The 14,142-nt window shown below is 48.4% G+C and carries 13 protein-coding genes; 8 read left to right on the top strand and 5 right to left on the bottom strand.

Translation table 11 applies throughout. The features are described 5' to 3' along the window. Positions 1-2 precede the first annotated feature (2 nt). The 5 genes from EAH77_RS20135 to EAH77_RS20110 all read left to right on the top strand — a co-directional run bounded on the left by EAH77_RS20135 (position 3) and on the right by EAH77_RS20110 (position 4,400). A complete protein-coding gene (locus tag EAH77_RS20135) occupies positions 3-305 on the top strand; it encodes a TrbM/KikA/MpfK family conjugal transfer protein (protein ID WP_140474597.1) in 303 nt (100 codons plus the stop codon). 18 nt (positions 306-323) lie between these two features. Then, entirely contained in the window at positions 324-629 is a 306-nt protein-coding gene (locus EAH77_RS20130; RefSeq protein WP_140474596.1) for a hypothetical protein, read from the top strand. Between the two features lie 747 nt (positions 630-1,376). After that, entirely contained in the window at positions 1,377-3,248 is a 1,872-nt protein-coding gene (locus EAH77_RS20120; RefSeq protein WP_140474594.1) for a type IV secretory system conjugative DNA transfer family protein, read from the top strand. An 11-nt stretch (positions 3,249-3,259) separates the two neighbouring features. Continuing rightward, positions 3,260-4,006, top strand: a complete 747-nt coding sequence (gene mobC / locus EAH77_RS20115; protein ID WP_140474696.1) for a MobC family replication-relaxation protein — start codon at positions 3,260-3,262, stop codon at positions 4,004-4,006. Positions 4,007-4,112: 106 nt separating this feature from the next. Next, entirely contained in the window at positions 4,113-4,400 is a 288-nt protein-coding gene (locus tag EAH77_RS20110) for a hypothetical protein (protein WP_140474593.1), read from the top strand. Positions 4,401-4,518: 118 nt separating this feature from the next. On the opposite strand, the gene EAH77_RS20105 is transcribed toward EAH77_RS20110, so the two are convergent. Further along, complete coding sequence (locus tag EAH77_RS20105; protein WP_140474592.1) at positions 4,519-6,192, bottom strand: sensor domain-containing protein; 1,674 nt, start codon at positions 6,190-6,192, stop codon at positions 4,519-4,521. Between the two features lie 590 nt (positions 6,193-6,782). Here EAH77_RS20105 and EAH77_RS25595 point away from each other — a divergent pair. After that, complete coding sequence (locus tag EAH77_RS25595) at positions 6,783-7,127, top strand: GNAT family N-acetyltransferase (RefSeq protein WP_241673501.1); 345 nt, start codon at positions 6,783-6,785, stop codon at positions 7,125-7,127. A gap of 338 nt (positions 7,128-7,465) precedes the next feature. Here the strand turns inward: EAH77_RS25595 and EAH77_RS20095 are convergent, their stop codons facing one another. Next, the gene (locus EAH77_RS20095) at positions 7,466-9,028 is read right to left on the bottom strand and encodes a sensor domain-containing diguanylate cyclase (protein WP_140474591.1); all 1,563 of its coding nucleotides are present in this window, start codon (positions 9,026-9,028) and stop codon (positions 7,466-7,468) included. A gap of 301 nt (positions 9,029-9,329) precedes the next feature. On the opposite strand from EAH77_RS20095, the gene EAH77_RS20090 reads away from it, so the two are divergent. Continuing rightward, positions 9,330-9,968, top strand: a complete 639-nt coding sequence (locus EAH77_RS20090; RefSeq protein ID WP_140474590.1) for a glutathione S-transferase family protein — start codon at positions 9,330-9,332, stop codon at positions 9,966-9,968. A 122-nt stretch (positions 9,969-10,090) separates the two neighbouring features. On the opposite strand, the gene EAH77_RS20085 is transcribed toward EAH77_RS20090, so the two are convergent. From EAH77_RS20085 to EAH77_RS20075, 3 genes are all read right to left on the bottom strand, one after another. Next, entirely contained in the window at positions 10,091-10,828 is a 738-nt protein-coding gene (locus EAH77_RS20085) for a metallophosphoesterase (protein WP_140474589.1), read from the bottom strand. Between the two features lie 588 nt (positions 10,829-11,416). Further along, positions 11,417-13,081 carry a UvrD-helicase domain-containing protein gene (locus tag EAH77_RS20080; RefSeq protein ID WP_050088130.1) on the bottom strand — a complete coding sequence of 555 codons (1,665 nt, stop codon included), beginning with the start codon at positions 13,079-13,081 and terminating at the stop codon, positions 11,417-11,419. Beyond that, positions 13,078-13,884 (bottom strand): ATP-dependent endonuclease, encoded by an 807-nt coding sequence (locus EAH77_RS20075; protein WP_206664897.1) that lies wholly within the window; start codon positions 13,882-13,884, stop codon positions 13,078-13,080. Before EAH77_RS20075 ends, EAH77_RS20080 begins: the two co-directional genes overlap by 4 nt. Before the next feature lie 26 nt (positions 13,885-13,910). Between EAH77_RS20075 and EAH77_RS20070 the strand changes: the two genes are divergently transcribed. Then, positions 13,911-14,142, top strand: a 232-nt coding sequence (locus EAH77_RS20070) for a transposase (RefSeq protein WP_140474588.1), incomplete at its 3' end; no start/stop codon positions are given.

Here is a 14,142-nt window from a genome sequence, read left to right as displayed (position 1 = left end):
AAATGAAAAAAGTAATACCCTCCGCATTATTATTCTGCATTATGGCGTCATATTCAACCTCCGGCATGGCCGCTGACGCCTGTGAAGTGGTGTTATGCATGTACGGTAAAGCCACCGGGAACGGCGGCGGCAACGAATGCCATTCTGCTGAACGCACATTCTTTAATATCGTCAAAAAGAACAAGCATGGTTTTCTGCCGGACCATACCGCCGATGCCAGAAAATCATTTTTACTTGAATGTGACTCGGCAGCCCCGGCAATTATCAGCCAGATTATCAATAAATTCGGCCGCGTGCATGGTTAATTAGCGGAGGTTATCTTTATGGCCAAACCGGGTTTTATTCAGCATCCCTGGACACATCAGCGTGGGGATTCCATGAGCGCAGCCTGCGTTATTGAGTACATTGAAAATGAGGCGATGCGTGGATGCGGCATTTATTATGAAATTTATCACTACCGGGTTATATGCCGGTTATTGCAATTACTGCAAACGCTGAACGCTACCGACAGAGTAACGCTGACAGAAGAAGCTAACCTACGTGGATTTACGCTTGATGAAACCAGCATTAAAGAAAGTCGTCAGTGTTATTCCGACATCATCAGGGAAATCCGTGAGAGCCACTATTAATCCCTGCCTTAGTTTTATTCGCAGGTCTCCTATAGTGCCAAAATATTTTAGCCGAGTCCGGCTTAAGGTGTGGCGGTTTTCAGGTTTTTACGGCCCAGCACATTTTTCGCGAATTAAGGAGTGAAAAATGCGGGCCGTAAAAATGAGGCAGCGGACAGAATTATTTTCGCGGGTTAAGGAGCGAAAATAGTTCAGGCGCCGCGCCTCACCGGCAAACAGCCGCGCCCACGCGGATTTTGCCAGCCGGGGGGAGCCGAATAAATTTCGCCGCCCCAGCGAGCGAAAAGCTGTCGCCCACGACAGCGGTTTATTTGGGGGGCATCGCCCCGCACACCGTCGCGGCTAAGTCTCCGGCCAAAAGCCGGTAGCGTGGCGCGACCACCCTCTTTAAAGGTCAGCTTCCCTTTTATTCCCGCTGCGAGGAACGAGCAAAGGGAAGAAAAAGGCGAAAGCGACCGTCTTAAAGGGGGTGGTCGCGCGTAGCGGGCGACGGTGTGCCGCCGTTGACGTCGGGGGATTTGGCGCAGCGTCCAGCCGCGACATTACCCCCATGCGACATATCATAAGGGCGTCCAGCCCGCATGTACTGGCGCAAGCCGTGTCGTGCAGGAAAGCATGCTTCCCTGTACATGGCCCTACAGCGGCCACCTTCTTTACCCCATACGCTCGCCCCGCCTTTTCGCCCGACACCGTGGGGCGAATTGATGGGGCGATGTCATGGGGCGAACTGCTGACGAAGGAGGCATCGTGATTTTAAATAAGCTGGCCGTTTCACTGTCGCCGATAGTGAATGGCGCGCTGAGCTTCATGGCTTTTATGCAACAGCATCAGCTGATGCTGGCGTTGTTATCGGGCCTGACGATGCCGTTTTTCGCGTCGATGAAAAGCGATGAACGGCAAAAAGCCCCGGTGTGGCAAAAGCTGATTATTGCTTTTTCCATGCTGTGTTTTCTTTCCGGTACGATGGCCCCAGTTGTTATCTGGATTTTCCAGTGGCTTTATAAAGGCCGTGTAGTCGCCAGCATTCCAGTTCTGGCATGGCCGGTGCTGATTACTTTTACCGTAACGGGTTTTATTTTGCATATTCTGCTGCGCAGGGTATTAACCCCTGAATTAGACAAAATAAAGAAACACCTCGTCAGAAAAACCACGCTTGAACGGGAATTACGCACCGATGTCCGTACGGTGAAATCACTGCTGCCGGAAACACTGCATTATGATCCGCTGGACTATATCGACCTTAACAACGGGTTATTTATCGGCATGGACCGTGATATTCAGCCGATGTACCTGCCGTTAAATGACTGGCAAAAACAACACGCGGATATTATTGGCACCACCGGCGCCGGTAAAGGGGTGGCCACTGGGATATTGCTTTACCAAAGTATTCTGGCTGGTGAAGGGGTATTTGTGATGGACCCCAAGGATGATGAATGGGCCCCCCACCTTTACCGGAAAGCCTGCGAGGATGCAGGCAAACCTTTTGCCCTGATTGACCTGCGTAAACCCCAATACCAGTTTAACCTGATTGAAGAGATCACCGCCGATGAACTGGAAGAATTGTTTGTTGCCGGGTTCAGCCTAGCAGAGAAAGGTCAGGAATCTGACTTTTATCGCATTGATGACCGGAAAGCGGCCCGAATAGCCGCGCAGTTTGTCACCCATAATACTGCCTCAACCATTCGGGATGTGTATAACGGTGACTACGTTCAGGGTATTGCAGATAAGATAAAAGCCTTTTTCGGGAAAATTGAAGAGCTGGCTTTACTCAATGCCATTAATGCCCCCACTGGATTTTCGCTTAATACGATATTTGATGAAGGTGGTTGCTGCTATGTGATTGGCTCAATGCGCAACAGCAAAATCATTACCGCGCAGCGCATGTTGCTGGTTCGCCTGTACCAGCTGGCAGAAAGGCGCGAGCGAGTGAAAGACATCCCCCGCCCCATTGCTATTTATCTTTCCGAGCTGAAATACCATTTATCCAGACCGGCGCTGGAAGGCTTAGGCGCGGCACGCGATAAAGGCGTGCATATTATTATGGACCATCAGTCGATTGCCGATTTAAAAGACTGCCCGGCAGATTTGAAAGGCGACGCCGTTGTCGGCGCGGTCGTTGAAAACGCCAAATTCAAACTGGTTTATCGGGTCATGGACCCGGACACCGCTGAATGGGTGGCCAGGATGTCCGGCACGATATTAGTCGATGATGAGGTCCGCAAAGCGAAAACCGACGCCGTGCTGACAGAGACTATCGACGATGAACGCACCATCAGGCAGGCCGAGCGTTTCTTTACCGACAGCAATATGATCCTGAACTTACCCGATTTTGTCAGCTTCATCTTCACGACAAAAGCACTCCCGTCTGCTTCTCTGATTTCGCCCATCAGGGTGAAAAAACGCGAACTGGAGATCTGTGCCGTGTCGCCCGCGATTGCCGCCACCGCCACAACGGTAAACATCACCCTGGATTTTAGCGAGGAGGAAACCTCCCCCGGACCGGCATCAACGCCGGATATCACCACAACGCGGCCCGATCTTTTTTTTGATACGGACGAAAAAGACACAACAACACCGAATGCCGATAAAGAGGAAAACCCGTCATTGCTGAATTTTTAAAGGGGGGAATGATGCTTATCACCGCATACCGCGAACGCCAGACTCGGCACCGTGAAAAAATACAACGACTGCTGAGTTTTCTGAAAGAAGAAACGTACAGTGACTTTAAAACGCTGATGCTGCTATTCGGCTTCAGAGACCATAAATCGCTGTATTCCCTGCTTTCAAAAGTCGAGGGCATGGGCTTAATACAAAAGCACGTCCTGGTATCGCGCACAATGAAAATTTCTTTGTGGGGCATAACCAGTGACGGACTGGCCGTCGTGTTAACCCCCGGCGATGCGCTTTTCCCGGCGCGGTTTGAGCCGTCAAAAATCACCGGCTGGACGTTGGAACATCACCTTGATAATCAGGCAGCCCGGATCATTCTTGAGCAAAAAGGCGCATCCGGGTGGATAAATGGCGATCGCACAACCTTCCTCAGTCGTTACCAGGTCAGTCACCGTCCGGACGGTCTGATTACCCTCCCCGGCAGCACGGTGATCGCCATTGAGACCGAGCGCCGCCTGAAAACCAGAGCCCGTTATCAGTCTATTATCGCCAGCCATTTGCTGGCCCGAACCCGTAAAGACTGGATTTACGTTTTTTATATCGTGCCGGACCCGCAGAAAAAACGCGGTCTTGAACGGCTGTTTGACAGCATCCGGCACGTCATCGTTAACCATCAACACATTCCGCTGGAAACCCGCCACCGGAATGTCTTCCGCATCTATACGCTCGACGAGTTGCAACGGATCGATTTAGACCACGGCATATAGTTCTTCTCTATCACTTACAGTCCCAACCCACCCAACCAGCAGCGCAACGACCTGAAATAATACCCCTCGAAATACTCACCCAAAATCAGAACAGACAGGACACCAAATGAAAAGAGAAACTGATCTACTTTCGGACGTACTGACCGAAATGAGCGCAAAAGCACTGGTGACATGGATGACGCATTCCGCTTTGCAGGACATACCGCGCGAAGCATTACTGGTTCGCGGCCACGATTTTGTGTATGCCCTACATGCAAATTTTGTGCTGCTGCGTGATGTTCTGTCAGAAACGATGGAAGATATTGAGCAGCAGAGCCATGACCTCGAAGAAAGACTGAATAGCCTAGAACAACGCCTTCAGACGCTTCAGAAAGATACTGATAATTTATATTAGCTCACCTTTGACCTAGCACAACTACGACATAGGGCCAAACCTAATCTGACAGGCAGCTTTGTGCCAAGAGCGGACGTTGCTAACATCATTCCTTATTAATTAACGGGGAGCAGGTCAGTTAGACTGTGGGATTCTTATCAGTAGTGGCGATTAACTGTGCCAGTTTTTCTTTTGTTAGTGGTCTGGCGAAAAGATATCCCTGTAACTGTGAACAACCGGCATCGATCAAAAAATCTCGCTGTTCATCGGTCTCAACACCTTCCGCGATAACCTGCAGCCCCAGTTGGTTTCCCAAAAGAGAAACCGCAGTAACAATTGCTGCTGTGCCCTCCAGTTGCGTTACGAATTGCACGAACGAGCGATCAATCTTGACGCTGTCCACCATGATATCCTTTAGCAGACTCAGGCTAGAATAACCGGTACCAAAGTCATCCAGCGCTATTCTTATCCCATGCTGACGCAGGATACTCAGTTGCTCTTTGCTATGAGTATCAGAATTCATAATGGCAGTCTCGGTTAGCTCCAGTTCCAACCGGTGAGGTGGAAAACCCTCCTTTGCCAGCAGTTGCAGGATCATACTGGCAAAGTCATTTTCACAAAGCTGTACAGGCGAAATATTCACAGAAACCGACAAATCATGCCAAGGGAGCATTTCTTGACAGGCTCTCTTCAGGATAAACTTGCCCAGGGGCACAATCAGTCCACATTCTTCTGCAAGAGGGATAAACTGAACTGGAGAAACTGAACCTAGCTCTGGATCGTCCCAGCGAGCCAAAGCTTCAACACCTATAATTTCGCCATTTTTCGCGCGAACAAGGGGTTGATATGCGCAGTCAAGTCCTTGTCCACTGAGCAGAGCCATAGCCAGGGCTTTTTTCATTTTTCGTTTTCTTGCCCAACCTGCATCCAGAAGCTCAGAGTAAACACAATACCTGCTTTTACCCATCCGTTTTGCCTCATAGAGGGCTGTGTCGGCTTTTCTCAGGCACTCCCCCGCCGTGATATCTGATGGCATGATAATGGTCATACCCACTGAAACAGTAACGTACGGTAGTGCCCCCTTAAGGATAAACGGGGCACGCGTGTTCAGGACTATTTTCTGACACAGTGACTCTGCCTCCTCTTGCGAAAAGGGAGACCCCAATAATACTGCAAACTCATCGCCGCCAAGGCGGGCAATAACACTGTCCTCCGGGGTGGAATGGGAAAGTTGCCGTGCAAACTCACACAACATAAGATCGCCAGCCTGGTGACCCCAGGTGTCATTTACATTTTTAAATCCATCCATATCGAACAACATCAGCACACCGCCGGGCTGTTCAGATTTTGTAGGGGGGAGCAGTACATTCTGCAATCTCTCATTGAATGCAGCGCGATTGTATAAACCCGTCAAAGGATCGTGGTAAGCCAGATAACGCATGTGGGCTTCAGCCTGCCGCAGTACAGAAATGTCACTCAGTGAGATAAGCAGATAGGATTCAGCATTTAGGATAATCCGGGATGCCCTTATTACAAAAGTTCTGGTTTGGTTATCAGGACCGGGTACTTGTTCCTCAAATTCAACTGGTTCTCCCGTGTCCAATACATGCCTTTCCTGGACCAGAATGCGAGATGCAAGTGGCAAACCCAGATGTTCCAGCCCCTTTTTACCGATCAATAACTCGGGCGACTCACCGAACAATTTAGACGCTTTATGGTTTAAAAAAACCAACCGAAAATATTTGTCTTTGAGGAACACAGCCTCAGGTAGAGCGTTCAGCACCGACTGGCAAACTTTAAGGTTATTGAACATTATCCGTATCCAGTTAAGGCGGTTTAAGAAGATTAGCAGGTTTTTTCATGGTATTAATTGCCAGAGTTCAAATGAGGATCCACACCGCAGGTGACAGTACAACACAAGCAGACGGCGGAGGTAAGAAATTACTGGAAGCGACTTCCCAGTGGACTTGATGCGAGTGTATGGCTGCCGGCCCAAACAAACTAAATTTTTATATAAATGAATATGCGGATGGTAAAAAATGTCTGAATTAAATCACTAGGGTCATCATTATCCGAGTGGAAAATGAGAGAACGCCCTACAAAAAATGTTCTTTCTGGGAAATATTGTCGGCTTGAACCCATTACCTTAAGGCACAGTCAGCAATTGTTTGAGGCTTGGCATAGTATCCACGATGACCGAGACTGGACATACTTTCCTATAAACCGCCCCATTACTCTTCGCCAAAGTGATCATTTGATTACATCACTTGCAAACAGTTCAGACCCATTATTTTTCTGTGTTATCAATCAACTTACTGAAAAGCTATGGGGTTTGTTGCATTGCAGCGCATAGATCCTGAGAATGGTGCCGTTGAAATTGGATGGATAAACTAGACGCCACAAATGAAACGTACACCATCCAGTACTGAAGCTTTTGCCTTGTTGCTATCGTATATTTTCGACACGTTAGAATACCGACGATGTGCGTGGAAATGCGATAGTCTTCATGAGACTGCAATTAAAGCAGCAGAACGATTGGGGTTTCAATATGAAGGCACGCTGAGACAAATACAGGTCTCAAAAGGGCACAGCCGGGATACCCGTTGGTATTCTATCCTTGATAAAGAATGGCCTGCACTGCGTAATGCTATGAACTTATGGCTGAGTCCCGCTAATGTCGATGAACGTAGTCGGCAAAAGCAGCGTCTGGGCGAATTTATGCCAGCGCAGTTCAGCGTTGATAGCTAAGGATACCTACTCATCTCCACCCTTATTGAGCGATTAGAGGGCCTCCCCCCTATCGCACAAATAGTCTTTATTTTTTATCCGACTGATTATTAGAAGCGGGCCCGCCATAAATTTTAGAACAATACGGCCCGTATGCTTCATTTCAAAAGAGGAATGAGACCAGCTGGAAACACGGACTAAGTGGAACTGTGGGATACACCATATTTGCAGTAAGCGCTGAAATGGATATGCTATAACGGATAATTAAGACAAAACCCAACAAATTTGGCTTAGAGCTCGCGTGAAACGCTGGTTACTCATCTATCGGTCATGAACAAGGCATTGTCATGCCCGTTTTATTACACTGCGCGTTCGGCACATACTCTGTTTCGTCCGGTACGTTTAGCCTCATAGAGCTGCTGATCGGCGCGATTGACAACATCCTCTGGCAGCAAACCTCGCTGCTGGCCTGGGTAAACAGTCGTAACGCCGAAACTTGCGCTGACCCTGCCCCATGGAGTATCCAAATGGGCAATTGTCAACGCGAGGATCCCCTCGCGAATGCGTTCAGCAACCGCGATCGCACCATTTCTGCCGGTGCTCGGCAAGATAACGACGAACTCTTCACCACCATAGCGTGCGGCCAGGTCGCCGGCGCGGGTCACCTGTTCGGTCATTATCCGCCCGATGCTGCGAAGAACGGCGTCGCCGGCCACATGCCCATAGCGGTCGTTGAACTTCTTGAAAAAGTCTACATCCAGCAAGATCAGCGAGAGGCTGTCATCGCCGCGTTGCGCGCGCTTGAATTCCTGATCAAGAATTTCATCGAACATGAGCCTATTAGCGATGTTAGTGAGCTTGTCTGTGTTCGCCAGTATCTGCAGGCCGATGTTGTGCTGTTTCAGATCATTTGAACGGGCGCGCAGTCTTTTATCAAGCTTGTCGCGGATACTTATTTGCCTGACCAGCTTTGATGCGAGTAATCCGAACATAGAGCAGATCACCAATACGGCTCCCCCAAGAAGAAAGCTCGAACGCTGCCATTGGCTTAATAATTCTGTTTTCGTGCGCCCGACAGCAACGACAAAGGGGTAGCCGTCCACGTGCCGGTAACTGTACAGTCGTTCGATCCGGTCGATCTGTGAGACCAGGATTGAGGAGCCGGCGTAACGCGTGGACAAGGCCTGCATGACTGGGCCTTTCGAAATATCAGTCCCGACCAGCCGTTCTTCAAAGGGCCGCCGGTACACCAACGTTCCATTGCTAAGTGCGAGCAACACTGTGCCGGTTTTACCAATATCAATTTCGTCAAAAATGCGTTCAAAAAAATTAATTTTGAGAGTGACGAGAACAATACCGCCGAAGCTCCCGTCAGGCAGGTTAATCCGCCGCGACACAGGAATAATCCAAACCCCGGTGGATCTACTTATAATTGGCGGTCCTATATGAACTGCGAGATTACGATTAGCGCGGTGGTACAAAAAGTATTCCCGATCCGAGTTATTCCCTTTAACCGGATGACTTAATGACGTCGCCAGCCAGGACCCGTCCGCTCCATAGACGAATAGTCCGTGGAGTTCGGGGCTGGCCTTGTCTATTTCAATCAAGTGAGTCTGCAACCGGTGCAGCTCGTGCGAGCCCATGCCGTCGACTTCAAGACGTTCCGAAAGGTCAGACAAGGTGACACTCGCGGTTTTGAGGGTAGATTCCACCTGAACAGCGATCATGCGAGCAATATTGGTGTTGGCCACTTCAGCATCGCTCAGTTGTGCTGTGCGGGATGCTGCAATAAATGCGCAGCCGAATGCCAATAACAATAGGCAGACAACTGCTGTGGCAAGTATGACAAGAGCCGTGACAGGGCGTTTCTTACCGCTCAAGCTGATGAGATAACTTTCCGAGTCGTGGGGTGATGCATTCAATGCAGCTCGCTCCTTCACTCAATGGGCATGAAACCGGCGGGGTGTGATCTAGTATGGCATTTATCCAAGGTTTGAGGTGGACTGTATCACCACCATTCGCTTTTCCTCGTCGGGCTTGTGAAAGGGTTCATCAGCGGATGCGCTCCCATGTCCGTTCCAGGCTCTTGTTTTCGCAGTATAAGATGAATTGCTAGCCGATAGGTCCATTTTTCGCTCAAAGCAGCTCTTGACCTTTGCCTTGGGCTGCTTCGTGCTGTGAGTTCAACGGGTCGATGCAACGCCATACCTAAAAGGAATCCAGATGCTAACTGTATGGGGTCGAAAAACGTCTTCGAATGTTCAGGCTTTGATGTGGTGCATTGGAGAAATGGGATTACCTTATGTCAGGCACGACGTAGGGCATAAGTACAAAGGAACGGATACTGATTTTTTCTACTCACTTAACCCAAACAGGACCGTTCCGGTTCTGCAGGATGGCTCTGCTCCGCCTCTGTGGGAGACGGGAGCAATTCTCCGTTATTTGGCTAATCGCTACGGAGCAGAAAGCTTCTGGCCTTCTGATGACACGAAAAAAGCTAACGTTGATAGATGGGCTGAATGGTCAAAAATTAATGTCGCGACGGCTTTCACCGCTCCAGTGTTCTGGCGTGTTGTCCGGACACCGGAGGAAAATCGAGACGAAAATGCAGTCAGAGAAGCGATGGTGAATTTAGAGAGAAACCTTTTAATCGCAGAAGCGCAGCTCGAAAAGCACAGCTTTATGGCTGGCGATAATTTCTCTCTGGCCGACATCCAGTTTGGTCATGTGTTATACCGCTATTTCGACATAGACGTAGTCCGAAAACCTTTGCCCAGACTACGTTCGTACTATGAAAATATAGCTATGAGACCTGCTTTCCAAGAGCATGTCACCGTATCCTATGAAGATCTGCGCGCTTAGCCGTCCCGCTCTGATGCAGGCAATTGTGTGCCAAAAGCGGAGATTCCTTGCATCATGATGTGTTAATCACTGGGGTTCATCAGGTCGTTTTCTATGCAATCTATGAGTTTTCTGTATGTCAGTTAAACGCAAACGTGATGGCTGGTAAGAGAGTTACTGACGTAGCGGTGAATCATCAATGCTGGCGGGTCATTTGCAGGAGGAACGTTTACTTTTCCAAACCAGACAGGATTAGCCGGGCAGACGGAGCCACAAATGTAGGCGGGTATGCCCGCAAACATACCCGCTATTGGTCTGTGGACATGGCCTGTAGAAATGGCTAGTAGTCTGGCCGGGGCGCGTCTAATCAAATCTTCCATCTCTGTTAGACCTCTGCACATCGTTTCGTCTAGCGTCGGTATGCCAGATGCAAATACGTGATGGTGCATAAACAGCAATGACGGAGGGCCGCCTGTGTCGCTAAGTTGATTATCCAACCATTCCAGATGGTCAGTCACACTGCCGTAATCCTTATAGTCAATCGTCGAATCCCAACCAATTAGGCGAAGACCACTGGTGTTATGGATTAAGTGCAGGGCCTCTCCTTGGGCATTGTGCACCCATCTGTTCTCACCCCAAACCGAACGCATCAGACTGCGGTCGTCTGAGTTACCCGGCAGGATCAACGAAGGGTAATTTTGCTGATTCAGGCGGTCAGCTATCTGTTTATAACCTTCCTGCCAGTGCCCATCAGCTAGATCACCTGTAAGTACCAGTACGTCCGGTTGCAGATGCGTAAGCCAATTTAGTATCTGGTCGAACCGAAACAGATGATCATTTTCGGGTGAGGCGTGAATGTCTGAAACCTGCGCTATCAGCATAAAGACCTCATACGATTATTGTGTGGGGAACAAGATCGTGATTCATGGCCATGAATCCGGTTTCAAATTTCATGTTTTTCACCACTACGGCAACAATGGACAGATTAATTAGGATTAGTAATCCAAAAGTTACGGTGAATCAGGCTGCCTGCAAAGGCGGTAGGGAATTCGCAATGAATCGCTAAGTTCAATTCCCACTGCTCAGAGCCAATGTTAGCAGGGATGCGTAAGGTCCGCTCCTCGCTCTCAGCAGACCTTGAGCGTCACGTGTTTTCTGCTGTGTGCCCAGGCTGTGTGAAAATCCTGACCAAAAACTGAAGTGCGCACGTCTACGCAAAATCTGGAATTGATCGACTGGTTAGTAGAGCCGAATTTTACGTATGAGCGCGGTTTTCAGCTCTGTTTTTGGCAGTTTCAGCGGCCAAAAAAGTTTTCACACAACCTGTGCCAGAAGCGGACGCTGCAAATGGCACTCCGCATCGATTATTGAACGATGTTTGAATAGCCAATTGTAAAAATTAATGCTTTTTAGCCCAGTAAATGATGTGAAAATAATTGTGGAATTATAAGTGATTTTTGGGCTGGCCGTTACCTCACAAACGGAAGAACATAATCAAAATACTCTAATCGAGCAGTCCGTAAAACTTTCCAGTGCTTAGCATTAGCCGGTTCATCACGCTTGTTCGTATGAGTTAAAATAAGGCGTCTCTTTGCTCGCGAAACACCGACAAAAAACGCGCAGCGATTTTCTTCTTCTTTACCAAAGAAAGTCTCATTTTCTACAGCCATGATGACAACCGAATCAAACTCTAATCCTTTGCTTTTGTGAATGGTCAAAATTCGCACAGCTTGATCATCTGCAAATCGTTTTAATGCGAGGGGTAAATCAGATTCGATTTCCAATAAATCTTTGATACGTTCTCTGGCATCGCGAATAACCTGTTTCAGACGCTCAGGGGACTCATAATCAGGAGATAATGCAACAAGCGTCTGTAAACCTATATGCTTTAAAAGAGCGCGACCAAATCTCCACCATTCAGAAAAGGGCATTTCCGTTTTTTTTGCATCAGACACTTCCTTACGATGCTTTCTTATAAGTTGATCAAGACCTTTTCGTACGCTGGTCTGAATCTCTTCATCAGCAAAGGGAACCAGCTGGTTCATCAGGCGAATCCAGGCTTTAGGTTCCCGCTGCGCATAAAGACAGGACAGGTAATCAACGATTAAACGAGCCAATGGTTCGACCGTGATGTCCTGCATTTGCTGCTCATTGCGGTAGGGAATTCCGCGCTGCTCTAACTCTCTGAAGAGGTGATCAGCATACAAATCTGGTTGCCTTGAAACCAGGACTGCAATTTCAGCTGGGGGTAGCTGCTCTTTATTTATCCATCCATCAATTAGGTCAGCCAGATAGATAGCTTCAGTTTGACTGTCTTCAAATTTCAAGGCAAAAACCTCCCCTTCGTCCCCTTTCAGTTGATCATCAGGCATTACAGAGTCAGGATCTAACTTACGAATAATTTCGTTCTGAACACGTAGCAATGTTGGTTTTGAGCGGAAATTGCGATACATGTTGAGCGGCACCGCATTAAAGTCCTTTGTGAAGGACTGGAAAATGCCGTCCAGAGCACCTGCCCAAGCCATAATTTTCTGTTTTGTGTCACCGACTGCAGTCAGTCGAATTTTGGTTCCCTGAAAAGCGAGCTTTACTAGGTCATATTGTAAATTTGTGCAGTCCTGAAATTCATCAAGGAAAATGTCACTATAAGTTTGCCGGATTGCATTTCGGGCTATTTGTGACGTTTGCAATATTTTAATTGCACAGGGAACCAGATCGCCGAATGCTATTTCGTGACGAGATGCCCCGCTTTTCTTGTCTACAATGGTGTAACCAGCATCTAAGGCATATTCTCCCGTGAGTACCGGCCTAAATCGATCTATGATGCGCTTGGCAAATGCGTGGAAGGTAAAACTGTCAAAGCGAGAAGCCAGATCCCGTCCACACCTGCGTTCAACGCGTTCTGTAAGGTTTCTGCTGGCATCAACCTTAAATGAGATCGCCAGAATCCTTTTGGGGTATCGACATGTTCCTGTTCGCAAAAGGAAGTCAGCACGCTGTGCAAGCATTTCCGTCTTACCCGCCCCCGGTCCGGCAGTCAGTGCCAGGCAACGTTTACTCGCTTTCGCTGCACGTTTCGCATTAGGTTCCAGCGTCAATCCATCTGCGGGCTGCCATTCTTCGACAGTAATCATTCTGGCAGTTCCGAGAGTTTGGCAATAACCGCATCAGCCAGCCTGTTCAGTGAATCTGGCATGCTTTTAAGTAGATCAGCATCATTTAGCTGAGTTAACGCCTCAATGTGAGCTGCGGGTTTACTGCCGAGCTTGAAACGTTGGTGATAGGTATTAAAAAGCGCTAATTCAACATCCCTGTACTGAGATGAATCGTAATGACTTTTTCCAAGAACAGCTTTTATAGTTGCATTGTCGGGCTTCTCTTCCTCAACGTTATAGGCTTCTGGGTACGCAAGTAACATTGCAAAGTCTAAATCCATCGGGTAGGAGAAAAACACGCCGCGCTCTTCAAGCATGTCGAGATAATGTTCGAAGCCCCGAATTTTATGTTTTTCATCATCCCATTTTGGAATTCCGTGAGATTCAGGAAGTTTGTAACGCCTTTGACGTTTGGAAAACTGGTCATTTACGTACTTAATTCGCCCCCATCCTGCCCCATGGCGGGCTACATCAAGATCGAGCAGTGTAAAAAACGGAATCTTTAACGCTGTAAGTAATCGCCAGAAATGGTTTACATGCCGCCCCCCCAAAGGCGCTATCGTGATGGCTGATTCATCAACGGGCGCACCCTTGGCCTGAAGCAAGCGTGGCAGCACAATCTCTTCGCTATCACCTTCGCCAAGCACTACCAGCCTTGAAAAATAGACTTCCGGAAACGCCTGAACGGCTTCCCTCACAAACTTATGTGCCTCATCAGTTTCATCAGGCAATTTAATACAAGTTGAATAGACCCGGGTTTCGTAGACACTTTTTTGCCTCATAATGGAGGCCTAATGAAGGAGTGTTTATGTCAGTCAAAACGTTCACTGAAGAATTCAAAATTGAAGCCGTAAAACAGATCACTGAGCAGGGGTACCCTGTATCTGAGGTCTCCTCTCGACTTGGTGTATCCACTAATAGTCTTTACGCCTGGGTTAAGCGCTACCAGAAGCCCGAGCCGCAGCGTAAGCAGGACGATGCACTTCAGCATGAAGTAAAGCGCCTCAGGCAAGAACTTAAGCGAGTAACTGAAGAGCGGG

Origin of the sequence: Ewingella americana (assembly GCF_006438725.1) — a bacterium.
Classification (GTDB): Bacteria; Pseudomonadota; Gammaproteobacteria; order Enterobacterales; family Enterobacteriaceae; genus Ewingella; species Ewingella americana_A.
The sequence above is the reverse complement of the archived record's forward strand: the minus strand, read 5'-3'. Positions and strand labels throughout refer to the sequence as shown.

Bases quoted from the DNA above. Each gene is read 5' to 3' on its own strand.
- EAH77_RS20080 (WP_050088130.1), bottom strand. From the start codon at position 13,081: ATGATTACTGTCGAAGAATGGCAGCCCGCAGATGGATTGACGCTGGAA.
- EAH77_RS20135 (WP_140474597.1), top strand. From the start codon at position 3: ATGAAAAAAGTAATACCCTCCGCATTATTATTCTGCATTATGGCGTCA.
- EAH77_RS20090 (WP_140474590.1), top strand. From the start codon at position 9,330: ATGCTAACTGTATGGGGTCGAAAAACGTCTTCGAATGTTCAGGCTTTG.
- EAH77_RS20085 (WP_140474589.1), bottom strand. From the start codon at position 10,828: ATGCTGATAGCGCAGGTTTCAGACATTCACGCCTCACCCGAAAATGAT.
- EAH77_RS20105 (WP_140474592.1), bottom strand. From the start codon at position 6,192: ATGTTCAATAACCTTAAAGTTTGCCAGTCGGTGCTGAACGCTCTACCT.
- mobC (WP_140474696.1), top strand. From the start codon at position 3,260: ATGCTTATCACCGCATACCGCGAACGCCAGACTCGGCACCGTGAAAAA.
- EAH77_RS20075 (WP_206664897.1), bottom strand. From the start codon at position 13,884: ATGAGGCAAAAAAGTGTCTACGAAACCCGGGTCTATTCAACTTGTATT.
- EAH77_RS20110 (WP_140474593.1), top strand. From the start codon at position 4,113: ATGAAAAGAGAAACTGATCTACTTTCGGACGTACTGACCGAAATGAGC.
- EAH77_RS25595 (WP_241673501.1), top strand. From the start codon at position 6,783: ATGAAACGTACACCATCCAGTACTGAAGCTTTTGCCTTGTTGCTATCG.
- EAH77_RS20130 (WP_140474596.1), top strand. From the start codon at position 324: ATGGCCAAACCGGGTTTTATTCAGCATCCCTGGACACATCAGCGTGGG.